Source organism: Hydrogenophaga sp. (assembly GCF_025699295.1).
Taxonomy (GTDB): Bacteria; Pseudomonadota; Gammaproteobacteria; order Burkholderiales; family Burkholderiaceae_C; genus Hydrogenophaga.
This window is the reverse complement of the sequence record NZ_JAILWB010000004.1, coordinates 175,274-198,587: the sequence shown is the minus strand read 5'-3', so window position 1 is coordinate 198,587 and position 23,314 is coordinate 175,274. Positions and strand designations below refer to the sequence as shown.

Sequence of the window (23,314 nt, the reverse complement as noted above, 5' to 3'; positions counted from 1 at the left end):
ATTTAAACATGACACACCATGTCATGTTACGGAGCGGATCATCGGTCCATCACTTTTCAAGGAACCCGCCATGACCTCTGCTCCATCCGAATCGGCCCTCGTTGAACTGCGCCGCTACACCCTGCACCCGGGCCAGCGCGACACACTCATCGAGCTGTTCGACCGCGAATTCATCGAAACCCAGGAAGCCGTCGGCATGCGCGTGATCGGCCAGTTCCGTGACCTCGACGACGACAAGAACTTTGTCTGGCTGCGCGGTTTTGCCGACAGGGACCAGCGCCGCGCGGGCCTGGAGGCCTTCTACGGCGGCCCGGTCTGGCAGGCCCACCGCGACGCGGCCAACGCCACCATGGTCGATTCGGACAACGTGTTCCTGCTGCGCCCGGCCTGGCCCGGCGCGGGCATCGACGGGCCGGTATCCGGGCGCGCCGCGCCCGGCGCTGCCAGCACCCCGCCCGGCCTGCTCGACGCCAGCGTGTTCCCGCTGCGGGCACCTGCGGGCGGCGACTTGCTGGCGCTCTGCCGCGAGGTGCTCTCGCCCGTGCTGCGACAGGGTGGCGCGCGGCGCATCGCCTGGTATGTCACTGCATCCACGCCCAACAACTTCCCGCGCCTGCCGGTGCGCGAGGGCGAGCCCGTGCTGGTGGGGCTGGCCCTGTTCGACGACCTCGCCGCTTTCGACGCCTTCGGCCGCGGCGGCACCTGGGCACGCGACGCGCAGCCCGCGCTCGCCCCCTGGCTCGCCGGCCCCGCCGAGAGCCACCGCCTCGTGCCCACCGCGCGCTCCGCGCTGCATGGCTGACATCCATCGTCACCCAGGAACCCGCCATGCCCACCACCAGCACACACGACTTCGACTTCCTCCTCGGCCACTGGCAGGTCGAGCACCGCCGCCTGCGCGAACGCCTGTGCGGCTGCACCGACTGGGACACCTTCGGCGGCAGCTGCAGCGCGCAAGCCATCCTGGGGGGCGGCGGCAACGTGGACGACAACCTGCTGCATCTGCCCGGTGGCCACTACCGGGCCGCCACCCTGCGCACACACGATGCCGCCACCGGCCGCTGGTCCATCTGGTGGCTCGACGCCCGGCAGCCGCACCGGCTGGACGTGCCGGTGGTCGGCGCGTTCGAACATGGCGTGGGCCGCTTCTTCGCCCACGACGTGCTCGGTGGCCGCGCCATCCGGGTGCGTTTTCTCTGGACCGACACGCACACACCGTCGCCACACTGGGAACAGGCGTTTTCCGCTGACGGCGGAGCCTCCTGGGAGGTGAACTGGACGATGCGCTTTCACCGCAGCGCAGCATGACTCCGGCCGCCACCGCCGGACCGCAGGACGATCTCTCCGGTATCCTCCCCGGCAGGGTCAAGGCCGCGCCCGCGCATCGGGCGCGTCCGCCCACGAACTCCACGGCCCGGTCTGCGTCCAACACCCCACATGAAGAACATCCTGGTCTGCACCGCCCTGCTGCTCTCCAGCGCGGGCGCTTCGGCGCAAGCGCTGTGGCGCGGCGTGCCCGCGGGGGCCACGCCAGCGGAGGTGAGCGCCCTGATTCCGGAAGCCGTGCCCGCAGTCGCGGACGCGCCAGCCACCGAAGATGGCCGTGTGCTGTTGCGGATACCGGCCTACGAACTGGTGGGCGCCGACTTCGCCGTGGCCTTCGGCTTCGAACAGGACAGGCTCCAGAGCACCGTGCTGCAGACCCAGGCCGCCTCGCCACGGGAAGCACAGGCCATCGCCCAGCGGCTGACAGCTTCGCTGAAGGCGCGCTACGGCCTCGAGATCAGCACCAAGAGCCGGCAGGACCGCTCGACCACCCACATCGATCGCAAGTGGTCTTTCCGACGGACCAGCGTGCACCTGGAAGTGCTTGACGACGCCGTGGTCCGCCTTCGCTACCGCCCCGAAACCGTCCGGGCAACAAACCAGCTCTGAGCACCCGCCGGGGCGCTGCCCTCCGGCCACGTCTCAATTTGAGAATGATTGGCGGCCTGCGCGCGATTTCAGGGTTAACCCGCAAATCACCGTCTGGCGCCCGTGCTCAACTTGTTGTGCCCCAACACAACAAGGAGACAAGCATGCAGGTTCAGATCAGGGTCAACGGCAAGGCCGTGACCGTCGACGCAGCGCCCCACACGCTGCTGGTCCAGACGATTCGCGAACACCTCAAACTCACCGGCACCCACGTGGGTTGCGACACCGCCCAGTGCGGCGCCTGCACGGTGCTGGTCGATGGCCGCGCGGTCAAGTCGTGCAACATCTTGCTGGCCCAGGTGGCGGGCAGTGAGGTCACCACCATCGAAGGCATGGCCAGCGCCGACGGCACCATGCACCCCATGCAGGCCGCGTTCAAGGACTGCCATGGCCTGCAGTGCGGCTTCTGCACCCCCGGCATGGTGATGAGCGCGGTCAGCCTGTGCAAGCACCACCCGGGCGCCAGTGCCACCGAAATCCGCGAACAGCTCGAAGGCAACCTGTGCCGCTGCACGGGTTACCAGAACATCGTCAAGGCCGTGCAGCAAGGTGCTGCCGGCATGAAGGCCTGAGGAGCAAGACCATGGGTGCATCCGACTTCTCCAAGCTCCCGCACATCGGCGAATCGCTGCTGCGCAAGGAAGACTACCGCTTTCTCACCGGCGCAGGCCAGTACACCGACGACATCGTGCTGCCCAACATGCACCACGCGATCTTCGTGCGCTCGCCACACGCCCACGCCAACATCCGCAAGATCGACAAGGCCGCAGCACTCAAGGCGCCGGGCGTGATCGGCATCTTCGACGGCAACGACGTCGCCGCCGACAAGATCGGTGGCCTGCCCTGCGGCTGGCTGATCACCGACACCGCCGGCCAGCCCATGAAGGAGCCGCCGCACCCCATCCTGGCCTTCGGCAAGGTGCGCTACGTGGGCGACCACGTCGCCATGGTGGTGGCCGACACGCTGGAGAATGCGAAGAACGCCGCCGAGCTGGTGGACGTGGACTACGAGCCGCTCGCCGCCGTGGTGGACGTGCGCGACAGCATGAAGAAGGGCGCCCCCACGCTGCACGAGGCCGCCCCCGACAACCACTGCTACAAGTGGGCCATCGGCGACAAGGGCGCGGTGGACGCAGCCTTCAACGGCGCGGCCCATGTGACGAAGATCGACCTGGTCAACAACCGCCTGGCGCCCAACCCGATGGAGCCGCGCGCGGCCATCGCCAGCTACAACCGCGCCGGTGACGACTACACGCTCTACGTGGCGAACCAGAACCCGCACGTCGAGCGCCTGTTGATGACCGCCTTCGTGATGGGCCTGCCCGAGCACAAGGTGCGCGTGATCGCGCCCGACGTGGGCGGCGGCTTCGGCGCCAAGATCTACCTCTACGCCGAGGACGTCTGCCTGACCTGGGCCTCGAAGAAGCTCAACTGCGCGATCAAGTGGAACTGCGACCGCTCCGAGGCCTTCCTGTGCGACGCGCACGGCCGCGACCACGTGACCCACGCCGAGCTCGCGCTCGACAAGGACGGCAAGTTCCTCGCCTTCCGCGTGCACACCGACGCCAACCTGGGCGCCTACCTCTCCACCTTCTCGACCGCGGTGCCGACCATCCTGTACGCCACGCTGCTCGCGGGCCAGTACAAGACGCCGCAGATCTACGTGGAGGTGGACGCCTGGTTCACCAACACCGCGCCGGTCGATGCCTACCGGGGTGCGGGCCGGCCCGAGGCCACCTACCTGCTCGAACGCATCGTGAGCCGCGCGGCCTGGGAAACCGGCCTGTCGCAGGACGAGATCCGCCGCCGCAACTTCATCACCGACTTCCCCTACCAGACGCCCGTGGCGTTGCAGTACGACACCGGTGATTTCCCGGCCTGCATGGCCCAGGCCAACGAGCTGGCCGAGATGTCGACCTTCGAGAAACGCAAGGCCGACTCCAAGGCCAAGGGCCTGCTGCGCGGCGTGGGCTACAGCAGCTACATCGAAGCCTGCGGCCTGGCGCCGAGCAACATCGCAGGTGCGCTCGGTGCGCGCGCCGGCCTGTTCGAGTGCGGCGAAGTGCGGGTGCACCCCACCGGCAGCGTCACCGTGTTCACCGGCTCGCACAGCCACGGCCAGGGCCATGAGACCACCTTCGCGCAGGTGGTGGCGTCGCGCCTGGGGCTGGACCCGTCCCAGGTGGACATCGTGCACGGCGACACCGGCCGCGTGCCCTTCGGCATGGGCACCTACGGCTCGCGCTCCATCTCGGTGGGCGGCGCGGCCATCATGCGCGCGCTCGACAAGATCGAGGCCAAGGCCAAGAAGATCGCGGCCCACCTCATGGAGACCGGCGACGCCGACGTGGACTTCGCCAACGGCGAGTTCACCGTGAAAGGCACCGACAAGAAGGTCACCTTCGGCCAGGTTGCGCTCACCGCCTACGTGCCGCACAACTACCCGCTGGACAAGCTGGAGCCGGGCCTGAACGAGACCGCGTTCTACGACCCGACCAACTTCACCTTCCCCGCCGGCACGCACATCTGCGAGGTCGAGGTGAACCCCGAGACCGGCGTGGTGCGCATCGACCGCTTCACCGCGGTGGACGACTTCGGCACCATCATCAACCCCATGATCGTCGAGGGCCAGGTGCATGGCGGCCTGGTGCAGGGCATTGGCCAGGCGCTGCTGGAGCACTGCGTGTACGACCGCGAGACCGGCCAGCTCGTCACCGGTTCGTTCATGGACTACGCCATGCCGCGCGCCGACGACGTGCCCGACTTCCGCCTCGGCCATGTGGTCACGCCGTGCACCACCAACCCGCTGGGCACCAAGGGCTGCGGCGAGGCCGGCGCCATCGGCTCGCCACCGGCGGTGATCAATGCCGTGCTGGACGCGCTGGCACCGCTGGGGGTGAAGGAGCTGGACATGCCGGCCAGCCCGAACCGCGTCTGGGCTGCCATCCAGGCCGTGAAGTAAGGAGAAGAACCATGTACGCATTCACGCTCGAACAACCCAAGACACTGGCCGATGCCAAGCGCCTCGCCGCGGGCGGCGCACAGGCCCTGGCCGGCGGCCAGACCCTGATCGCCTCGATGAAGCAGCGCCTGCTGCGCCCCGAGAACCTGGTCGACCTGGGCGGCGTCGCCGAACTGCGCGGCATCAAGGTCGAGGGCCAGAATGTGGTCATCGGCGCGATGACCCGGCACCAGGACGTGGCCGCCAGCGCCGACGTGCGCAAGCACATCCCCGCGCTGGCCGCGCTGGCCGAGGGCATCGGCGACCGCCAGGTCCGCGCCATGGGCACGATGGGCGGCTCGGTGGCCAACAACGACCCCGCCGCGTGTTACCCGAGCGCCGTGCTGGGCCTGGGCGCCACCGTCGTCACCGACCGTCGCGAGATCGCCGCCGACGACTTCTTCCAGGGCCTCTACACCACCGCGCTGGAGCCGGGTGAACTCATCACCGCGATCCGCTTTCCCATCCCCGCGAAAGCGGCCTACGCCAAGTTCCGCCAGCCAGCCTCGCGCTTCGCGCTGGTGGGTGTGTTCGTGGCGCAGACCGGCGGGGGCGTGCGCGTGGCCATCACCGGCACCGGCAACGGCGTGTTCCGCCACAAGGGCCTGGAAGCGGCGCTGGCCAGGAGCTTCACGCCCGACGCGGTCAAGGGCGTGGCGATCGATGCCAGCGACATCAGCGGTGACCTGCACGCCAGCGCCGCCTACCGCGCCCACCTGGTCACGGTGCAGACGCAGGCCGCGGTGCGGCAGGCGAACGGATGAGCCGCTTGCCCGAGACCCCCGACTCCATCGACGGCCTCACCCACGCCCTGCAGGGCGTGGGCTACCACGCACCCCGGCGGCTGGCCACCGCCGTCTTTCTTGCCATGCGCCTGCAGCGTCCGCTGCTGCTCGAAGGTGAGCCCGGCGTGGGCAAGACCGAGCTGGCCAAGGCGCTGGCGAAGGTGCTCGGCCGCCCGCTGCTGCGCCTGCAGTGCTACGACGGCATGGAGCAGCGCGAGGCGCTCTACGAGTGGAACCACACCGCGCAGCTGCTGCACATGCGCGCTGCGCAGGCGGTATCGACCCCCGACGAGATCGAGCGCGAGGTTTACCAGGCACGCTACCTGATCCGCCGCCCGCTGCTGCAGGCGCTGCAGACGCCCGAGCCCGGCGCCGTGCTGCTGATCGACGAGGTGGACCGCGCCGACGAGCCCTTCGAGGCCTTCCTGCTGGAGTACCTGGGCGAGTACCAGGTCACCATCCCCGAGCTTGGCACCATCCGGGCCGTGGCCGCGCCGCTGACCATTCTCACCAGCAACCGCACGCGCGAACTCAACGACGCCGTCAAGCGCCGCTGTCTGTACCAGTGGCTTGACTACCCTGATCGCGAGCGCGAACTCGCCATCGTCAGGAGCCAGGTGCCGCAGGCCAGCGCCGCGCTCACCGAGCAGGTCACGCGCTTCGTCTCGCGTCTGCGCGACCAGCCGTTCGCCAACGCTTTCCAGCGCAGCCCGGGCATTGCCGAAAGCGTGGAGTGGGCCAAGGCGCTGGTGGCGCTGGATACGCTCACGCTCGACCCCGAGGTGATCCAGGACACGGCCGGCATCCTGTTCAAGCAGCGCGAAGACGTGGCGGCCTTGTTGCCGATGCTGGACCAGTTGCTGGCGCCTGAGCCGGTATGAATTCGGGGATCTTGCTCGCTTGCTTTTCGTCCGGGCCGATGGGGCGTGTGCCCGTTCTCCGGCGCACGCTCGCAGGCGAAGGTCCGGGTGCTCATGCATTTCTTCATCAACGCCGTGGTTTGCGCGCAGGCTCTGGGGCAACCGCGAATGGCGCCTGCGCCCGGACACCCACCCCATCGACCCCAGTGGCACCCAGGCACACCACCGAAAGCAGACATCCTCTGCGCGCCCTCCCGCCACTCTCGACGGATGGTGGGGTTCGCGGGCGCAGGCGCCATTCGCGGTTGCCACAGAAGCTGAGCACCCGCCACGGCGTTCATGACATGGCGCAGGCCCACCCGGGCAGACGCCCGCGAGCGTGCGCCGGAGAACGCGGACCACGCCAGCCGTCAGCGCGAGGTGCAGGCGACAAACCTGCAAAGACGACATGATCCTCGGCGACGCACGCAGCGGAAAACTCCCCGACCACATCACCGCCTTCGGCCGCGCATTGCGCCGCGCCGGCGTGCCGGTGGACAGCAGCCGCGTGGTGCTGGCCATCACCGCCGCACAGGCCGTGGGCCTGGAACGCAAGGACGACCTGCGCGCCGCGCTCGAAGCCGTGCTGGTCAGCCGCCAGCAGGACATCGGCGTGTTCGCCGAGATGTTCGACGCGTTCTTTCGCAACCCCGAACTGGCACAGCAACTGCTCGCCCAGATGCTGCCCAAGGCCGCCAAGGCCCACCCGGTGCGGCGCAAGGCACGCGTGCAGGAAGCGCTGAGCGTGGCGGGCCTGAAAGCGCGCACGCCCAACCAGGGCGAGACCGAGCTGAAGTTCGACGCCGCCATGACCGCCAGCGACCAGCAGCGCCTGCGCCATGCCGACTTTGCCGGGCTCTCGGCCAGCGAATTCCGCCTGGTCGAGCAACTGGTGCGCGACATCCCCATGCCCTTGCCGCCGGTGCGCGCGCGGCGCACGCGCGCCGGCACGCGGGGCCACCACCCCGACTGGCCACGCGCGCTGCAGCAGGCCCGACGGCTCGGTGGCGAACTGCTGCAACTGCCCCTGCTCACGCGCCGGCGCCAGCCGCTGCCCCTGCTGATCCTGGTCGACATCTCCGGCTCCATGGAGCGCTACGCCCGCCTGCTGCTGGCCTTCCTGCACCAGGCCACGCAGGGCACGCCACGCGCCGCCTTTGCCTTCGGCACCGACCTGACCGACCTGCGGCCCGCCTTCCGCCAGCGCGACACCGACCAGATGCTGGCGATGGCGAACGAGGCCATCGACGATTTCGCTGGCGGCACGCGCCTGGGCGCCGCGCTGGCGCAGCTGCGCACCGCGCACAAACGCTGCCTGGTGGGCCGGCGCACCGTGGTGCTGCTCATCACCGACGGCCTGGACACCGGTGCGCCCGAGGCGCTCGAAGAGGAACTGCGGTGGCTGGGCCGCCATACGCGGCAGTTGCTGTGGCTCAACCCGCTGCTGCGCTACGAGGGCTATGCGCCCCTGGCCAGCGGCGCCAGCGTGCTGCACCGCCACGCGCACGGCATGCTCGCCGTGCACAACCTCAGCCGCCTGGAAGACCTCGCACGGTCCATGGCCGAGCTGATGCGGCGCGGCTGACGCACCCGATTTCATTCATCATTCCACCCGCACAGGAGATATCAACGTGGACATGCAAGGCAGCCGGACGCTCGCCGTCACCCAGCAACAGGCCTGGGAGGCCCTGAACGACCCCGAGATGCTCAAGGCCTGCATCCCGGGCTGCGAGAAGTTCGAACTCACCGAGGCCAACACCTACGCCGTGACCACCGCCGTCAAGATCGGCCCGGTGTCCGCGCGCTTCAACGGGCGCGTGCAGCTCTCCGACATCGTGCCGCCGAACTCGTACAAGCTCGGCTTCGACGCGCAGGGCGGCGTAGCCGGTTTCGGCAAGGGCGAGGCGGCGGTGCAGCTCGCGCCGGCCGGTACGGGCTGCGAACTCAGCTACACGGTGCACTCCACCGTGGGCGGCAAGATCGCGCAGCTCGGCCAGCGCCTGATCGACGGCGCGGCCAAGTCGCTGGCCGAGGACTTTTTCCGCCGTTTCGACGAGGCCCTGCAGAGCCGCCACCCGGGCGCGGCGGCCCCGGCCGCGTCGGACATGCGGGCCATGCCCAAGCCCGGTGGCGGCATGCCATCATGGGCCTGGGCCGCGATCGCGGTGGTCGTGGCCGCGCTGATCTACCTGGCCACGAAGGGCTGAACGCACATGGAAAACCTCGACGTCACCGTCCTGCGCACCCTGCACGGCTGGCGCCTGCAGGGCCAGCGCGCGCTGCTGGCCACCGTGGTGCGCACCTGGGGTTCGTCGCCGCGCCCGGTGGGCTCGATCATGGCGCTGTGCGAAACCGGCGCCGTGGTGGGTTCGGTCTCGGGCGGCTGCATCGAGGACGATCTGATCTACCGTTACAGCCGCGCGCACGGCGCGGTGCAGGGCAGCAGCGCACCCGCCGGCATCACGCACGACATTCCCACCGGCCCGCCCGAGCGGGTGAAGTACGGCGTGAGCGCCGACGAGGCGCACCGCTTCGGCCTGCCCTGCGGCGGCACCCTGGAACTGGTGCTGGAATTCAACCCCGATGCCGCGTCGCTCGCGGAACTGGTGCGCACGCTCGAGACCGGCCACCTGGTCGAGCGCCGCACCGAGCTTGCCACCGGCCGCGTGGAGCTGCGCCAGGCCGCCGCGCCGGCCGCGCTGCGCGAGGACGCGCAGTGGCTCAGCAACACCTTCGGCCCCGAATACCGCATGCTGCTCATCGGCGCCGGCCAGCTCACCGAGTACCTCGCCACCATGGCGCTGTTCAGCGGTTTCGCGGTCACCGTCTGCGACCCGCGCGAGGAGTACCGCAACGCCTGGTCCGTGCCCGGTGTGCGCCTGCTGACCGAGATGCCCGACGACGTGGTGCGCGACTTCCGCGTCGACCGCCGCAGCTGCGTGATCGCGCTCACGCACGACCCCAAGCTGGACGACCTGGCCCTGCTCGAAGCCCTGGAGACCGAGGCCTTCTACGTCGGCGCGATCGGCTCGCGCCGCAACAACGAAGCCCGCCACGCGCGCATGATCGAGCACTTCGACCAGACCACCGAGAGCCTGGCGCGGTTGCGCGGGCCCATCGGCATCTACATCGGCAGCAAGACGCCACCCGAGATCGCGGTGAGCATCATGGCCGAGGTGCTGGCGGTGAAGAACGGCGTGCCGCTGCCGCGCGACATGGACGTGGCCAGCGCCAAGAACACGCTCGCGGCTGCGGCCTCGGCGCCCACCTGCTTCGTCTCGCCGTGAAAACCGGTTTCGTCATCCTCGCGGCCGGCGCCGGGCGCCGCATGGGTGGCGTGGCCAAGTGCCTGCTCGAACTCAACGGCAGCAGCCTGCTGGAGCGCCTGCTGCGCCAGGTGCAGCCGCTGCGCGGCAAGTCGCGACACGACCTGGTGCTGGTGCTGGGCCACCACGCGGCCGACATCCAGGCCCACCTGGCGCAGTTGCCCGAGGCGATCGTGCCGCTGTGCGTGATCAACCCGCGCCCGGAGGACGACACCGCCTCGTCGCTGCGCGCCGGCCTGCGCGCGCTTTCGCCCGGCATGCAGCAGGTGGTGGTGCTGCTGGCCGACCAGCCACTGATCGACGGCAGCGACGTGCAGGCGGCCCTGCAGGCCTTCATCGCACGCTCACCGGGCATCCGCGTGCAGGTGCCCATGGTGCATGGGCAGCCGGGCCACCCGGTGATCTTCGACGCCCGGGTGCGCGCGGAGCTGACCACCCCCGCCCAACCCAGCCTGCGCCAGTGGCGGGCCGCGCACCCGCAGGCCGTGCGGCTCTGGGCCACGGACAATCCGCACTACACGCGCGATCTGGACACGCCCGAGGACCTCAACACCCTGGCGCGCGAAACCCGCTGGACCTGGCGCTGGCCGGGTTAACCCGGACCACCGCGGCCTGCACGGGCAGCGCAATCGCTGCTCTAATGGACAGCGCTCCACGGATTCATCAGCCCGGCCCCGGCCCAGCCACATCCCCGCCGATCGTGACCCCCCAGCACCTGACCCCGGTTCCCCAGCAGCACCGGCTTGCCCTGATCGAGCAGGCCCGCAAGCTCGTGCTGGAGATCCGCGCGCCGCAGGCACAGCCCCTGCTGGCGCCCTGGGTCGAGCGCTCCTGGCGGCGTTGCCTCGACCTGGGCTTCGAGCCGCGCCAGCACATCGCCTTCGACGCCGTGTCCCCCGGTGCGATGCACCATGCCATCGAGGCCAGCCAGCCGCTGCTGCGCGCCGCCGCGCCGGTGATCCAGTCGCTCACGCGCGCCATGGCGCACACGCGGTACTTCGCCATCCTCACCGACGCGCGCGGCATGGTGATCAACGTCCATGGCCCGGTGGACCGCAACGACCCGCTGGCGGCCAACATCGCACGCGTGGGCGTCGACCTGTCGGAACGCGCCGTGGGCACCACCGCCATCGGCGCCACGCTGGCCGAACTGCAGCCGGTGTGGCTGCATCGGGGCGAACACTTCTACGACGACACCAGCGTCTACAGCTGTGCCGGCGCGCCGATCTGGGGGCATGACGGCCGGTGTGTCGGCATGCTCGACCTGACCGGCGTGAACGTGATCGAGCAGCCCGCGCTCAAGCACCTGGTGACGCAGTCCGCGCGCAGCATCGAGAACGCGCTCACCCTGGGGCAGCCTCACCGCCTGCTGCTGTGCCTGAACTGGCCCGGCCGCTTGCACGGTGACGACAGCGACGGCCTGGTCTGCGTGGATGCCGACGGCCTGGTGACCGCGCTCAACCGCCCGGCCGCCGACATGCTGGGCGTGGCACCCGGCACTGCGCCGGGCCATTGCAGCGAACTGTTTGCCGCGCCGATGGAATCGCTGTTCGACGCGGCGCGCGCGCAACGCGGACCGGTCGAAGTGCCGCTGTGGTCGGGACTGCGCCTGAGCGTGCTGGCCCAGCTCAACCCGGGTGGCGAGCGCGCATCGGTGCATGGTCCTGCCCACGGCGCGCCGCTCAAGGACGTGGAGACCGCACTGATCCGCAAGGCGGTGGACGACGCGCGCGGCAACGTGAAGGAAGCGGCGCGCGCGCTCGGCATCAGCCGCGCCACTGTGTACCGCAAGCTTGGCGCACGCCGGCGCTGACGCTGCCCGCCCGACCCGCGATCAACCCAGCGCGACCACCAGCGCCGAAGCAGCCACGCTGGCCCCGGCCTTGTCGCCCGGAGCCAGCCCCGACGGGTGCGGCGCGAACCCCACCCAGTGCCCACCCCCCGGAAGTGCCAGCACGATTTCATCGCGCGAAGCGCCCGGTGTCACCCGGTCCACCACGCCGTTGAAGCGGCAGGTTTCGGCGAGCCTGGCGCTGGCGCCGGTTCCCTTCAGCGCTGGCCCCACCGAGACCGCCGTGGCCTTGCACAGCAGCAGCACCGCCCTGCCCGGCGCCAGGCCCAGCAGATCGGCGCTCTCGCGCGTGACGCTGGACCACAGCTTCGCGCCCCCCGCGCTCCCGGCCTGCACCCACACGGTCGGGTCATCCGGCGCGGCCGCCTCGCAGCGCAGCACGGTGCACGGCAACTGGTTGCGCATGCTGGTGCGCAGGCCCAGGCCGGTGGCCAGCGCCTCACCGCCGGCAAAACGGGCCAGCACCTGTTCGCGCGCGCGCGCCAGCGCAGCGGCCAGCGCCAGCAACTGCTCGCCCTGCGGCGTGATGCGCGCGCCCCCGCCGCCCGCGCCGCCCACGGTGCGCTCCACCAGCGGCTGGCCGCTCAGGCTGGAGAGTGTGTCGATCGCCTGCCAGGCGGCCTTGTAGCTGATTCCCACCTCGCGCGCGGCCTGCGAAATCGAGCAACCCGCGGCCACCTGGCGCAGCACGTCCAGGCGCTTGTCGGCGCTGCTGTCGACCAGCGCCTGCGGCAGGTGGTTCAGCGCGTTGCGGGCAGTGGGTTTTCTGGAGGCCATGGCAAGGGGTCGGGTGCGGACTATACTCATCGCTATTCCATATCGGAATAGCGAAACGGCACGAAAAGGAGCGCCCGATGTTCGCACGTTCTCTTCTGCGCTGGCCCCTGCTGACGCTGCTGGCCATGGCCGGCACGCTGCACGCCGCAGAAGCGCAGGTGGCCGTGGCCGCCAACTTCGCCGAGCCCATCAAGGCCGTGGCCGCCGTGCTGGAGAAGCGCACCGGCCACACGCTTCGGATCACGGTGGGCTCAACCGGCCGGCTGTACGCGCAGATCCGCAACGGCGCGCCGTTCGACGTGCTGCTCGCGGCCGACACGAAGACCCCCGCGCAGCTTGAGGCCGATGGTCTGGCGCAGCCGGGCAGCCGCTTCACCTATGCCACCGGCCAGCTGGTGTTGTGGTCGGCCGATCCCGCCAGGGTCGACTCCCAGGGCGCCGTGCTCAAGAGCGACGGTTTCCGCAAGCTGGCCATCGCCAACCCGAAAACCGCCCCCTACGGCGCGGCGGCGGTCGAGGCCATGGACAAGCTTGGGCTTACCACCAAGCTCACGCCGCAGCTGGTGCAGGGCGAGAGCATCGGCCAGGCCTACAGCTTCGTCTTCACCGGCAACGCCGAGATCGGTTTCGTGGCGATGTCGCAGGTGCTCGAGGGCGGCCGGCTCAAGGGCGGTTCGATGTGGGTGGTACCGCAGGACCTGTATGCGCCGATCCGGCAGGACGCGGTGCTGCTCCAGCGTGCCGCCGGCAACGAGGCGGCGCTGGCGCTCATGAAGCTGCTGCAAAGCCCCGATACCAAGGCCCTGATCCGCTCCTTCGGCTACGGGGTCTGACAACGTGCTGCTCACGCCATCCGACCTCCAGGCCATCGGCCTCACGCTGCAGGTCGCCACCCTCACGACGCTGATCCTGCTGGTGCTGGGCGTGCCGCTGGCCTGGTGGCTGGCGCGCAGCCGCTCGGCCTGGAGCCGCCCCGTGGGCGCGCTGGTGGCCATGCCGCTGGTGCTGCCACCCTCGGTGCTGGGCTTTTACCTGCTGGTGCTCATGGGACCGAACGGGCCTGTGGGCCAGTTCACGCAATGGCTGGGTCTGGGCGTGCTCACCTTCAGCTTCACCGGACTTGTGATCGCCTCGGTGTTCTATTCGTTGCCTTTCATGGTGCAGCCGGTGCACAACGCCATGCAGGCGCTGGGTGAGCGTCCGCTGGAAGTCGCCGCCACGCTGCGCGCCGCGCCGCTGGACAGCTTCTTTCACGTCGTGCTGCCGCTGTGCAGGCCTGGCCTGGTCACCGGCGTCATCATGAGCTTCGCGCACACGGTGGGCGAGTTCGGCGTGGTGCTCATGGTCGGCGGCAACATTCCCGGTGTGACGCGCGTGGTCTCGGTGCAGATCTACGACCACGTCGAGGCGCTCGAGTACGGCGACGCGCACCGCCTCGCCGCCGTCATGCTCGGCTTTGCCTTCGCCGTGCTGCTCGCGCTGCAGCTCTACAACCGGCGCCAGCGCGGGGGCAGCGCATGAGTGACGAACTGCAACTCACCGCGCGCCTTCAGCGCACCGGCTTCCTGCTCGACGTCGACCTGCGCCTGCCCGGGCACGGCGTGAGCGTGTTGTATGGCCCCTCGGGCTCGGGCAAGACCACCTGCCTGCGTGTGCTCGCTGGCCTGGAACCGCTGGCCACGGGCGTGGTGCGCGTGGGCGGTGAGCCGTGGCAGGACAGCGTCCGGCGCCTCATGCGCCCGGCGTACCGGCGTGCGCTGGGCTATGTGTTTCAGGAGGCCAGCCTGTTCGAACACCTCAGCGTGCAGGGCAACCTGATGTTCGGCCACCAGCGCACACCGGCCGCCGAACGCCGCCACGGCTGGGACCACGGCCTGGAACTGCTGGGCATCCAGCATCTGCTGCAGCGCATGCCGCACCAGCTCTCGGGCGGCGAGCGCCAGCGCGTGGCGATCGCGCGCGCCCTGGCCACCAGCCCGCGCGTACTGCTGATGGACGAACCGCTCGCCGCGCTCGACGCCGCGCGCAAGGCAGAGATCCTGCCCTGGCTCGAACAGCTGCACGAGCAGCTCGACATCCCGGTGGTCTACGTCACCCACTCGCCCGACGAAATGGCGCGGCTGGGCGACCATCTCGTGCTGCTGGAGGACGGTCGTGTGCGCGCGCAGGGCCCGGTGATGGACCTCATGACGCGCCTGGACCTGCCACTGGCCCACGGCGACGCGGCGGCCTCACTGATCGATGCGCGGGTGGTCGCCGACTCGCAGGCCGACAGCCTGAGCGTGCTCGAATTCGTTGGTGGCGGGCGCCTGCTGCTGCCGCAGACCGGCACCCGACCACCACCGCAAACGCCGGTGCGCGTCCGCATCCAGGCACGCGACGTGAGCATCTCGCTGCAGATGCCCGAACAGACCAGCGTGCTCAACATCCTGCCCGCCACGGTGACGGACGTGGCCGACGACATGCCCGGCCAGGTGCTGGTGGGACTGCGGCTGGGCGAAGGCGCCACGGCCGTGCGCCTGCTCTCGCGCATCAGCCAGCTGTCGGCACGCCGGCTGGGCATCGTGCCGGGTGTGGCGGTGTTCGCGCAGATCAAGGGCGTGGCGATGGTGCGCTGACACGGGCCGCGCCCGCCGCCCTGGCGGGTTCAGTCGAACAGTTCCTTCGGCACGTTCCCGCCATTCGCCGCGATGTGCGCCAGCACGTTCTTGTGCAGCCACATGTTCATCTTCGCCGAGTCGCCCATCAGCTCGTCGGGGCAGTACAGCTCCTTGGCCAGTTCCTTGCGTGCGGCCAGGCTGCTGTCGAGGTCGAGCAGCTTGAGCAGGTCGACGATGGAGGTCTTCCAGTTGAGTTTCTGCGGGTTGGCGGCGGCTTTCTTTTCCATCAGCGCCATCACGTCGACCATGGTGATCGAGGCCACGGCAGGTGCCGCAGCAGGCGCTGCCACGGGGGCTGGCGCGGGTGCGGCCGCAGCACCGGGCACGGCGGGCGGCGTGATGACGGGTGCCGCGGCGGCCGAGGACATGCCGAGCTTTTCGAGGATGTTGCTGAAGAATCCCATGGTGAACTCCTTGGTGATGTGAAAACGGATGAAGGGAACCGGGAACAGTATGCCGCGCCGTCAGGGGTGAGGGCCCCAGGCGCGCCAGCCCCACCACGCCAGCCACAGCGTGAGCAGCGGGAACACGAGGGTCTGCATCAGGAACACGACCATGAGGTCGATCACGTGCGCCACGACCTGTTCGGACTGCGCCCGGATCTCGTCGACCTTCTCGGCCAGCTTCTCGCGCAGCTCCCACCAGCGCGTGCCGGTGGGCGCGTCGCTGCCGCCACTCAGGGTGCGGGTGGAGGCTTCCACCGCCTGCTGGCCGCTCTGGTACTGCTCGGTCATGAAGGCCTGGTAGCCCAGCTCGCTGGTGATGGCCACGGCCGGCACGGCGAAGCGCACCAGCAGCAAGGCAAGCAACAGGCGGCCCAGCCAGCGCGGCGGCGCCGGTTCGCGCCGCGGCCCGAACGCGAGCCAGGCCCAGGCCAGCGCCACCGCGCTCAGCACCAGCGACACGACCCAGGTTGCGCCGATCTTCATCAACAGCAGTTGCGCGCTGAACACCACGCTGACCACCAGCATCAGCCGCGAGAACTGCTCCACCAGATCGTTCACTGGATCAAGCACCTGCCCCAGCGCGAGCGTGACGTTCACGAACGCGCCGCCGGTGACTTCCGTGCCCTGGATCACCGAGATGACTGCGTTGAGACCGCGCGCGGCGGCGAACGCGGCCAGGGAGCGCTTGAGCCCTTCCGCACTGCTGGCCAGCGCGAACTGGTCCACCGGCTGCAGCCAGCTCAAGCCGACCAGCACGGTCAGCGCAAGCAGCAGCAGGTTTCGGCGCAGGGGGCTCATCGGTGGCACGGTAGCACATGACCGTGAAAAGCCGGTCGCCGTCACGGGCCCGGCGGACCGCCACCGGCGCCGCTCACTTCATCGCGTTCGGGAAGAACAGCTGCTCGCCACCGATCTTGTAGCTGGCGATGGCCGACTGGCCGGCGGGGCCGGTGACCCAGTCGATGAACTTCTGGCCGTCGGCGGTCTTGACCTGCGGGTGCCTGGCGGCACTCACCAGCATCACACCGTACTGGTTGAACAGGCGCTTGTCGCCCTCCACCAGCACCGCCAGATCGCCCCGGTTCTTGAAGTTCAGCCAGGTGCCGCGATCGGTGAGCGCGTAGCCGCCGCTGCTGGAGGCGATGTTGAGCGCCGGGCCCATGCCGCAGCCACATTCCTTGTAGCCGCTGCCCTTGGAATCCAGCCCGGCCATCTTCCAGAAGCGCAGCTCGGCCGCGTGCGTGCCGCTCTTGTCGCCACGCGAGATGAAGGGTGCATTGGCCGCGGCCACTTTCTTGAGCGCCTCCACGACGTCCTTGCCCGTGGTCTTTGCCGGGTCGGCCTTCGGGCCCACGAGCACGAAGTCGTTGTACATGACCTCCTGTCGCCTGGCTGCGAAGCCATCGGCAACGAACTTCTCCTCGGCCACCTTGTCGTGCACGAACAGCACGTCGGCGTCGCCGCGGCGTGCCATGTCGATGGCCTGGCCGGTGCCGAGAGCGACCACCTTCACGTCGATACCGCTGGCCTTCTTGAACTCGGGCAGCACATGGCCAAACAGACCCGACTGCTCGGTGGACGTGGTGGACGCGACCACGATGCTTTGTTGCGCCCAGGTACTGGCACTGGCCAACAAGACGGTGCCGAATGTGGCGGCGCGGGTCAAACGATGGAACACATTCACAGGCTTTCTCCTTGAACGAACAAATGGGCCTGCGGACACAGGGAGCGCAGCAGGTCGTGGCTGAAAAAATCCTTCACGGGGAGGTCCGCCAGCAGGCGGCCGCTCTCGAGGTAGATGACGCGGCTGGCCAGGCGCTTGACCTGGCCCAGGTTGTGGCTGCTGAAGACCAGCGTGGTGGGCCGCCCGGTGGGTTGGCCGGCCACGTCGCGCTGGCCGGCAGAGGTGAATTCGGCGATCAGCGCTTCCACCTCGCGCTTGGCGTGCGGGTCCAGGCTGGCTGTGGGTTCGTCGAGCAACCACACGGCCGGGCGCAGCGCCCAGGCGCGCGCCAGCGCCAGACGCTGCTGCTGGCCACCGGAGAGGGCCCGCGCGTTGCGCTCGGCAAGGTGGCCCATTTCCACTCGCGCCAGCGCGGCCAGCGCCATGGCATCGGTCTGGCGCCAGGGCACGCCGCGCAGCCACAGGCCGAGCTGGATATTGCGCCGCGCGCTCATGCGCAGCATGTGGGGGCGCTGGAACAGCATCGCCACGCGCTGGTGCGAGGGCGTGTGCCGCTCGCCCGCGCTGGGGCGCTGCAGGCCGTGCAGGGTACGCAGCAGCGTGCTCTTGCCGCTGCCATTGGCACCGACCAGGGCCACACGCTCGCCTTCCTGGATGCGCAGGAATACATCGGTCAGCGCCTGCAGGCGCGCGGCCGGCCCCAGATGCACCTGTACACCGCGCAACTCGAAGCACGGAGCCGGCACCATGGGGTGCCGGGCGGTCATCGGCACCCCGCTCATGCGGCCACCATCGCCGTGGCAGCGCTGGCCGCACCATCGGCGCGCTCGCGCCAGCGGCGCAGCAGGGAAACCATGGCATTGAGCAAGAGCACGACAGCCAGCAGCACCACGCCCAGGCCCAGCGCCAGCGGCAGATCGCCCTTGCTGGTTTCGAGCGCGATGGCGGTGGTCATGACGCGCGTGAAGCCTTCGATGTTGCCGCCCACGATCATCACCGCGCCGACCTCGGACACCGCGCGACCGAAAGCGGTGAGCAGCACGGTGAGCAGCGCATAACGCTCGTCCCAGGCAAGCAGCAGGCTGCGCAGCGTGGCACCCGCGCCAAGCGAAGAGAGCTGCTCACCATGACTGCGGTCGGCGTCTTCCACCACCTGGCGCGTGAGCGCGGTCACCAGCGGCAGCACCAGCACCGTCTGCGCCACCACCATGGCCTGAAAACTGAACAGCCAGCCGAGAAATCCAAGCGGACCCGAGCGCGACAGCAGCAGATAGATGACCAGGCCCACCACCACCGACGGGATCGCCAGGAGGGTGTTGAGCACGGTGAGCACCGCACCACGCCCGACAAAGCGCGCGGCCGCCAGCCAGGAACCCAGCACCAGACCGAGGCCACAGGCCAGCAGACAGGCCGTTGCGCTCACGGCCAGCGAACGCATGACCACCGACCACAGGCCGGGGTCGCCCGATAGCACCAGATGCAGCGCCGTGACCAGACTGTCGGAGAAGGTGTTCATATGTCCCACGAAGCTTACGGGTGCGCTCTCAGATTGAGAGTACGTAATGACGCGGTATGAAGTTCAATGCATAGGCAGAGAGCGGGAGAGCCCGGCCGATCCGGCGATCCGTTTGGTGCACACTCGGCGTCCATGCGAAAGATCGAGCTCTCGTACACATTGACGTCATCGACGCCGGAGCGCTCGTCCCATCCTGCGCTGTTGCGCAATCCCATGATGGACGTGCTGCACGCGGTGCGCAGCAGCGGTTCCATTTCGGGCGCGGCACGCGAACTCGGCTTGTCATACCGCCACGTGTGGGGCCAGTTGAAGGACTGGGAAGCCGATCTGGGACAGGCCCTGATCTTCTGGGAACGCGGACAGGCCGCGCGCCTCACGCCCTTCGGGGAACGCCTGCTGATGGCCGAGCGCCTGGCGCAGGCGCGGCTGGGCCCGCAGATGGAAAACCTGCGCGCCGAACTCGAACGCGCCTTCGCGATGGCGTTCGACAACGACGGGCAGAGCGCGCGGGCCAGCGATGTGCTGACCCTCTATGCCAGCCACGACCACGCGCTGACCGAACTCCAGCAGTACGCCAGCCTGCCGGGCGAAGGCCGCAACACTGCGCCGGCACTGCACATGGACATCCGCTTCTGCGGCAGCGTGGATGCGATCCGCGCGCTCAACGAGGGCCGTTGCGAGCTCGCGGGGTTCCATACCCAGCCCTTCGCCGCTGCCGGCAGTCTGAGCGCGCGCGCGTACCGGCCGCTGCTCAAGCCCGGCCTGCACAAGATCATCGGCTTCGCGCGCCGCGTGCAAGGTCTGATGGTCGCGCCGGGCAACCCGCTGCGGCTGCGCGACGTCGCCGACGTGGCGCGCCTGCAGGCGCGCTTCGTCAACCGCGCCATCGGCACGGGCACGCGCCTGCTGCTCGACGAACTGCTGGTACAGGCCGACCTGCTGCCCATGGATGTGACGGGATACCAACGAGCGGAAAGCTCTCATGGCGCGGTCGCGCTGGCTGTGGCCAGCGGCACCGCGGACGTGGGGCTGGGCACGGAATACGCTGCACGCGCACAGGGCCTGGACTTCGTTCCGATCACGGAGGAACGCTACCTGCTGGTGTGCCTGAAAAGCGCGCTGGAACAACCCGCCATGCAGCACCTGCTGCAGCGCCTGCGCAGCCGCGCCTGGCAGGAGCGCCTCAACGCCCTGCCCGGCTATGCCACCGATCATTGCGGCGAGGTGGCGGCGATGAAGCGGCTGCTGCCCTGGTGGGATTGAAAGGGCCCCCACGCTCCGCCGCTGCGCGGGTCGCTGCCCCCCGAGGGGGCTGATTCGCCTTGGGGCGGCCCGGCGGTGGATCGGCGGCCCCCACGCTCCGCCGCTGCGTCGTTTCAGCCCGGCAGACGCCGAGCGATCTCGGCCACGAGCTGCCGCGCCAGCACCAACTTGGACGCCCGGGGCAACTCGGTCATGCCCTGGTCGTCCACCAGCAGCAGGGCGTTGTCGTCCTGGCCGAAGGTGGCCGGGCCGATGTTGCCCACCAGCAAGGGCACGCCCTTGCGCAGGCGCTTGGCCTGGGCGTGTTCCTCCAGATCGTGGCTTTCGGCCGCGAAGCCCACGCAGTAGAGCGCGCCGCTTTGCGCGCGCGGCGAGGCGGCGATGGTGGCCAGGATGTCCGGGTTCTCGACGAACGACAACGTGGGCACCGCGCCCAAGCCGTCCTTCTTGATCTTGTGCTCCACCGCCAGCGCAGGGCGCCAGTCGGCCACGGCCGCGGCGGAGATGAATACGGTGGCACCGGGCACCAGCAGATCCAGGCTCTTCTGCATGTTCTGGGCCGATTTCACGTTCACCCGCCCCACGCCGCGCGGCGTGGGCAGGCCGACCGGACCGGCCACCAGCGTGACCTGCGCGCCGGCTTCGTGCGCCGCCCTGGCGATGGCAAAGCCCATCTTGCCGCTGGAGAGGTTGGTCAGGCCGCGCACCGGGTCGATGGCCTCGAAGGTCGGGCCCGCGCTCACCAGCACGTGCTGGCCCGCCAGCGGCTTGGGCTGGAAGAAGCGGGCGATGTCGTAGATCAGCTCCTCGGGCTCGAGCATGCGGCCATCGCCCGTTTCGCCGCAGGCCTGCTCGCCCGCACCCACATCGAGCACGGTGGCGCCGTCGGCGCGCAACTGCTTCACGTTGCGCTGGGTGGCCGGATGCGCCCACATCTCGCGGTTCATGGCCGGCGCCAGGATCAGTGGCACCTTGTCGATCGGGCGTGCCAGGCACATCAGGCTGAGCAGGTCGTCGGCGCGCCCATGCACCAGCCGGGCCATGAAGTCGGCGCTGGCCGGCGCCACCACGATCGCATCGGCCTCGCGGCTGAGGTTGATGTGGGCCATGTTGTTGTCCACGCCACCCGAGGTGCGAGCGTCCCACTGCGAGGTGAACACCGGTCGCCCCGACAGCGCCTGCATCGTCACCGCGGTGGTGAACTGCTCGGCCGCCTCGGTCATGACCACCTGCACCGTGGCGCCGTCCTTGACGAGCGCGCGGCACAGCTCGGCGGCCTTGTAGCAGGCAATGCCCCCCGAAAGGCCCAGCACGATGTGTTTTCCGGCGAGATCGTTCATGCGCGCAATGTATCAGTTCATGCAGGGCCACACGGGGGGGCATGGCCGGGGCAAAAGGGGGTGGCATTTATAATCGCCATTTCCACCTCCTGCGAGCGACTGGCTCGCCCGAGACATGACCAAATTTGTGTTCGTCACCGGCGGTGTGGTGTCCTCCCTGGGCAAGGGCATTGCCTCCGCATCCCTGGCCGCGCTCCTCGAGTCGCGCGGCCTCAAAGTCACCCTCATCAAGCTCGACCCGTACATCAACGTGGATCCGGGCACCATGTCCCCCTTCCAGCACGGCGAGGTCTTCGTCACCGACGACGGCGCCGAAACCGACCTGGACCTGGGCCACTATGAGCGTTTCATCGAAACGCGCATGAGGAAGACCAACAACTTCACCACCGGCAAGATCTACCAGTCGGTGCTGGAGAAGGAGCGCCGGGGCGACTACCTGGGCAAGACGGTGCAGGTGATTCCGCACGTCACCAACGAAATACAGGAATTCATCCAGCGCGGCGCCGGCATCGGCACGCCCGATGCGGTGGATGTGGCCATCGTCGAGATCGGCGGCACCGTGGGCGACATCGAGTCGCTGCCTTTCCTGGAAGCCGTGCGCCAGATGAGCCTGCGCATGGGGCCGAACAGCTCGGCCTTCGTGCACCTGAGCTACCTGCCCTGGATCGCCGCCGCTGGCGAGCTCAAGACCAAGCCCACGCAGCACACCGCGAAGGAACTGCGCGCCATCGGCATCCAGGCCGACGTGCTGCTCTGCCGCGCCGACCGCCCGATTCCCGAGGACGAGCGCGCCAAGATCTCGCTGTTCTCCAACGTCCCGGCCTGGGGCGTCATCTCCATGTGGGACGTGGACACCATCTACAAGGTGCCACGCATGCTGCACGAACAAGGCCTGGACGGCCTGATCTGCGACAAGCTGCGCATCAACACGCCCCCGGCCAAGCTCAAGCGCTGGGACGACCTGGTGTACGAAGTCGAGCACCCGCAGGCCACGGTGAAGCTCGCCATGGTCGGCAAATACGTGGACCTGTCGGACAGCTACAAGTCGCTCAACGAGGCGCTGCGCCACGCCGGCATGAAGAACCACGCCAAGGTGCAGATCGAATACATCGACTCGGAAACGCTCAACCCCGCGAACGTTGCCAAGGTGCTCGGCGTGTTCGACGCCATCCTGGTGCCCGGGGGTTTCGGCAAGCGCGGCATCGAAGGCAAGATCTGCGCCGCACGCTTCGCGCGCGAGAACAAGGTGCCCTACCTCGGCATCTGCCTGGGCATGCAGGTAGCCACCATCGAGTACGCGCGCCACGTCGCCGGCCTCGAGGACGCCAACAGCACCGAGTTCGAGGCCGACTGCACGCACCCCGTCATCGCCCTCATCACCGAGTGGAAGGACGCCGACGGCAGCATCCAGCAGCGCAGCGCGAGCTCCGACCTGGGCGGCACCATGCGCCTGGGCGCGCAAAGCTCCGACGTCGCGTCCGGCACGCTGGCCCACCAGATCTACGGCCCGGTCGTCACCGAGCGCCACCGCCACCGCTACGAGGCCAACGTCAACTACCTCGACCAGCTGCGCGCGGCCGGCCTGGTGATCTCCGCGCTCACCCAGCGCGAGCAACTCACGGAAATCGTCGAGCTGCCGCAGAAGGTGCACCCCTGGTACGTGGGCGTGCAGTTCCACCCCGAGTTCAAGTCCACGCCCTGGGACGGTCACCCGCTGTTCAACGCCTACGTGAAGGCGGCGCTGGCGCACCAGGGCCAGGCCAGCGCGAAGACCCCGGTCGCGGCCTGAAC

General features: G+C 69.3%; 24 protein-coding genes. 17 read left to right on the top strand and 7 right to left on the bottom strand.

Annotated elements, in window-relative coordinates; translation table 11 throughout:
* Positions 1–70 precede the first annotated feature (70 nt).
* The 12 genes from K5880_RS05475 (at position 71) to K5880_RS05420 (ending at position 11,798) form a co-directional block, all read left to right on the top strand.
* Positions 71–802, top strand: a complete 732-nt coding sequence (locus K5880_RS05475; protein ID WP_297649623.1) for an NIPSNAP family protein — start codon at positions 71–73, stop codon at positions 800–802.
* A 26-nt stretch (positions 803–828) separates the two neighbouring features.
* A complete protein-coding gene (locus K5880_RS05470) occupies positions 829–1,308 on the top strand; it encodes a DUF1579 domain-containing protein (protein WP_297649621.1) in 480 nt (159 codons plus the stop codon).
* A gap of 129 nt (positions 1,309–1,437) precedes the next feature.
* The gene (locus tag K5880_RS05465) at positions 1,438–1,935 is read left to right on the top strand and encodes a hypothetical protein (RefSeq protein ID WP_297649619.1); all 498 of its coding nucleotides are present in this window, start codon (positions 1,438–1,440) and stop codon (positions 1,933–1,935) included.
* A 143-nt stretch (positions 1,936–2,078) separates the two neighbouring features.
* Positions 2,079–2,546 carry a (2Fe-2S)-binding protein gene (locus K5880_RS05460; protein ID WP_297649616.1) on the top strand — a complete coding sequence of 156 codons (468 nt, stop codon included), beginning with the start codon at positions 2,079–2,081 and terminating at the stop codon, positions 2,544–2,546.
* Positions 2,547–2,557: 11 nt separating this feature from the next.
* Entirely contained in the window at positions 2,558–4,936 is a 2,379-nt protein-coding gene (locus K5880_RS05455; RefSeq protein ID WP_297649614.1) for a xanthine dehydrogenase family protein molybdopterin-binding subunit, read from the top strand.
* 11 nt (positions 4,937–4,947) lie between these two features.
* On the top strand, positions 4,948–5,739 hold the full coding sequence (locus tag K5880_RS05450; protein ID WP_297649612.1) for a xanthine dehydrogenase family protein subunit M: 792 nt from the start codon (positions 4,948–4,950) through the stop codon (positions 5,737–5,739).
* Positions 5,736–6,641, top strand: a complete 906-nt coding sequence (locus K5880_RS05445; RefSeq protein ID WP_297649611.1) for a MoxR family ATPase — start codon at positions 5,736–5,738, stop codon at positions 6,639–6,641. The genes K5880_RS05450 and K5880_RS05445 overlap by 4 nt, the downstream gene beginning before the upstream one ends.
* Before the next feature lie 427 nt (positions 6,642–7,068).
* A complete protein-coding gene (locus K5880_RS05440) occupies positions 7,069–8,244 on the top strand; it encodes a VWA domain-containing protein (protein ID WP_297649609.1) in 1,176 nt (391 codons plus the stop codon).
* A gap of 46 nt (positions 8,245–8,290) precedes the next feature.
* Positions 8,291–8,866, top strand: a complete 576-nt coding sequence (locus tag K5880_RS05435; protein WP_297649607.1) for a CoxG family protein — start codon at positions 8,291–8,293, stop codon at positions 8,864–8,866.
* A gap of 6 nt (positions 8,867–8,872) precedes the next feature.
* Positions 8,873–9,946: an XdhC family protein gene (locus tag K5880_RS05430; protein ID WP_297649605.1), complete on the top strand. Its 1,074-nt coding sequence runs from the start codon at positions 8,873–8,875 to the stop codon at positions 9,944–9,946.
* Positions 9,943–10,581, top strand: a complete 639-nt coding sequence (locus K5880_RS05425; protein WP_297649603.1) for a nucleotidyltransferase family protein — start codon at positions 9,943–9,945, stop codon at positions 10,579–10,581. Before K5880_RS05430 ends, K5880_RS05425 begins: the two co-directional genes overlap by 4 nt.
* Before the next feature lie 104 nt (positions 10,582–10,685).
* Complete coding sequence (locus K5880_RS05420; RefSeq protein ID WP_297649601.1) at positions 10,686–11,798, top strand: helix-turn-helix domain-containing protein; 1,113 nt, start codon at positions 10,686–10,688, stop codon at positions 11,796–11,798.
* Between the two features lie 21 nt (positions 11,799–11,819).
* On the opposite strand, the gene K5880_RS05415 is transcribed toward K5880_RS05420, so the two are convergent.
* Complete coding sequence (locus K5880_RS05415; RefSeq protein WP_297649599.1) at positions 11,820–12,614, bottom strand: TOBE domain-containing protein; 795 nt, start codon at positions 12,612–12,614, stop codon at positions 11,820–11,822.
* 77 nt (positions 12,615–12,691) lie between these two features.
* Between K5880_RS05415 and modA the strand changes: the two genes are divergently transcribed.
* Genes modA through modC form a run of 3 tightly spaced genes read left to right on the top strand, consistent with a single transcriptional unit; the run spans position 12,692 to position 15,232 of the window.
* Positions 12,692–13,447, top strand: a complete 756-nt coding sequence (gene modA, locus K5880_RS05410) for a molybdate ABC transporter substrate-binding protein (RefSeq protein ID WP_297649597.1) — start codon at positions 12,692–12,694, stop codon at positions 13,445–13,447.
* Positions 13,448–13,451: 4 nt separating this feature from the next.
* Positions 13,452–14,135, top strand: a complete 684-nt coding sequence (gene modB / locus K5880_RS05405) for a molybdate ABC transporter permease subunit (RefSeq protein WP_297649595.1) — start codon at positions 13,452–13,454, stop codon at positions 14,133–14,135.
* Positions 14,132–15,232, top strand: a complete 1,101-nt coding sequence (gene modC / locus K5880_RS05400; protein WP_297649593.1) for a molybdenum ABC transporter ATP-binding protein — start codon at positions 14,132–14,134, stop codon at positions 15,230–15,232. The genes modB and modC overlap by 4 nt, the downstream gene beginning before the upstream one ends.
* 29 nt (positions 15,233–15,261) lie before the next feature.
* Here the strand turns inward: modC and K5880_RS05395 are convergent, their stop codons facing one another.
* From K5880_RS05395 to K5880_RS05375, 5 genes are all read right to left on the bottom strand, one after another.
* On the bottom strand, positions 15,262–15,678 hold the full coding sequence (locus K5880_RS05395; protein ID WP_297649592.1) for a DUF3597 family protein: 417 nt from the start codon (positions 15,676–15,678) through the stop codon (positions 15,262–15,264).
* Between the two features lie 60 nt (positions 15,679–15,738).
* Positions 15,739–16,518: a hypothetical protein gene (locus tag K5880_RS05390; protein ID WP_297649590.1), complete on the bottom strand. Its 780-nt coding sequence runs from the start codon at positions 16,516–16,518 to the stop codon at positions 15,739–15,741.
* Between the two features lie 73 nt (positions 16,519–16,591).
* The gene (locus tag K5880_RS05385; protein ID WP_297649794.1) at positions 16,592–17,356 is read right to left on the bottom strand and encodes a substrate-binding domain-containing protein; all 765 of its coding nucleotides are present in this window, start codon (positions 17,354–17,356) and stop codon (positions 16,592–16,594) included.
* A 44-nt stretch (positions 17,357–17,400) separates the two neighbouring features.
* Positions 17,401–18,186: an ATP-binding cassette domain-containing protein gene (locus K5880_RS05380; protein WP_297649588.1), complete on the bottom strand. Its 786-nt coding sequence runs from the start codon at positions 18,184–18,186 to the stop codon at positions 17,401–17,403.
* Entirely contained in the window at positions 18,183–18,920 is a 738-nt protein-coding gene (locus K5880_RS05375; RefSeq protein WP_297649586.1) for an ABC transporter permease, read from the bottom strand. Before K5880_RS05375 ends, K5880_RS05380 begins: the two co-directional genes overlap by 4 nt.
* A 132-nt stretch (positions 18,921–19,052) precedes the next feature.
* On the opposite strand from K5880_RS05375, the gene K5880_RS05370 reads away from it, so the two are divergent.
* A complete protein-coding gene (locus K5880_RS05370; RefSeq protein ID WP_297649584.1) occupies positions 19,053–20,183 on the top strand; it encodes a substrate-binding domain-containing protein in 1,131 nt (376 codons plus the stop codon).
* Between the two features lie 113 nt (positions 20,184–20,296).
* Here K5880_RS05370 and coaBC read toward each other — a convergent pair whose 3' ends face one another.
* Positions 20,297–21,523, bottom strand: a complete 1,227-nt coding sequence (gene coaBC, locus K5880_RS05365) for a bifunctional phosphopantothenoylcysteine decarboxylase/phosphopantothenate--cysteine ligase CoaBC (protein WP_297649582.1) — start codon at positions 21,521–21,523, stop codon at positions 20,297–20,299.
* A 115-nt stretch (positions 21,524–21,638) separates the two neighbouring features.
* Between coaBC and K5880_RS05360 the strand changes: the two genes are divergently transcribed.
* A complete protein-coding gene (locus K5880_RS05360; protein ID WP_297649580.1) occupies positions 21,639–23,312 on the top strand; it encodes a CTP synthase in 1,674 nt (557 codons plus the stop codon).
* Positions 23,313–23,314: the final 2 nt, after the last annotated feature.

Excerpts from the sequence above, each read along its gene's own strand:
- K5880_RS05395 (WP_297649592.1), bottom strand. The coding sequence starts at position 15,678 with ATGGGATTCTTCAGCAACATCCTCGAAAAGCTCGGCATGTCCTCGGCC.
- K5880_RS05450 (WP_297649612.1), top strand. The coding sequence starts at position 4,948 with ATGTACGCATTCACGCTCGAACAACCCAAGACACTGGCCGATGCCAAG.
- K5880_RS05390 (WP_297649590.1), bottom strand. The coding sequence starts at position 16,518 with ATGAGCCCCCTGCGCCGAAACCTGCTGCTGCTTGCGCTGACCGTGCTG.
- K5880_RS05415 (WP_297649599.1), bottom strand. The coding sequence starts at position 12,614 with ATGGCCTCCAGAAAACCCACTGCCCGCAACGCGCTGAACCACCTGCCG.
- K5880_RS05460 (WP_297649616.1), top strand. The coding sequence starts at position 2,079 with ATGCAGGTTCAGATCAGGGTCAACGGCAAGGCCGTGACCGTCGACGCA.
- K5880_RS05375 (WP_297649586.1), bottom strand. The coding sequence starts at position 18,920 with ATGAACACCTTCTCCGACAGTCTGGTCACGGCGCTGCATCTGGTGCTA.
- K5880_RS05475 (WP_297649623.1), top strand. The coding sequence starts at position 71 with ATGACCTCTGCTCCATCCGAATCGGCCCTCGTTGAACTGCGCCGCTAC.
- K5880_RS05455 (WP_297649614.1), top strand. The coding sequence starts at position 2,558 with ATGGGTGCATCCGACTTCTCCAAGCTCCCGCACATCGGCGAATCGCTG.
- K5880_RS05445 (WP_297649611.1), top strand. The coding sequence starts at position 5,736 with ATGAGCCGCTTGCCCGAGACCCCCGACTCCATCGACGGCCTCACCCAC.
- K5880_RS05440 (WP_297649609.1), top strand. The coding sequence starts at position 7,069 with ATGATCCTCGGCGACGCACGCAGCGGAAAACTCCCCGACCACATCACC.
- K5880_RS05430 (WP_297649605.1), top strand. The coding sequence starts at position 8,873 with ATGGAAAACCTCGACGTCACCGTCCTGCGCACCCTGCACGGCTGGCGC.
- coaBC (WP_297649582.1), bottom strand. The coding sequence starts at position 21,523 with ATGAACGATCTCGCCGGAAAACACATCGTGCTGGGCCTTTCGGGGGGC.
- K5880_RS05465 (WP_297649619.1), top strand. The coding sequence starts at position 1,438 with ATGAAGAACATCCTGGTCTGCACCGCCCTGCTGCTCTCCAGCGCGGGC.
- modA (WP_297649597.1), top strand. The coding sequence starts at position 12,692 with ATGTTCGCACGTTCTCTTCTGCGCTGGCCCCTGCTGACGCTGCTGGCC.
- K5880_RS05380 (WP_297649588.1), bottom strand. The coding sequence starts at position 18,186 with ATGAGCGGGGTGCCGATGACCGCCCGGCACCCCATGGTGCCGGCTCCG.
- modC (WP_297649593.1), top strand. The coding sequence starts at position 14,132 with ATGAGTGACGAACTGCAACTCACCGCGCGCCTTCAGCGCACCGGCTTC.
- K5880_RS05470 (WP_297649621.1), top strand. The coding sequence starts at position 829 with ATGCCCACCACCAGCACACACGACTTCGACTTCCTCCTCGGCCACTGG.
- K5880_RS05360 (WP_297649580.1), top strand. The coding sequence starts at position 21,639 with ATGACCAAATTTGTGTTCGTCACCGGCGGTGTGGTGTCCTCCCTGGGC.
- K5880_RS05370 (WP_297649584.1), top strand. The coding sequence starts at position 19,053 with ATGCGAAAGATCGAGCTCTCGTACACATTGACGTCATCGACGCCGGAG.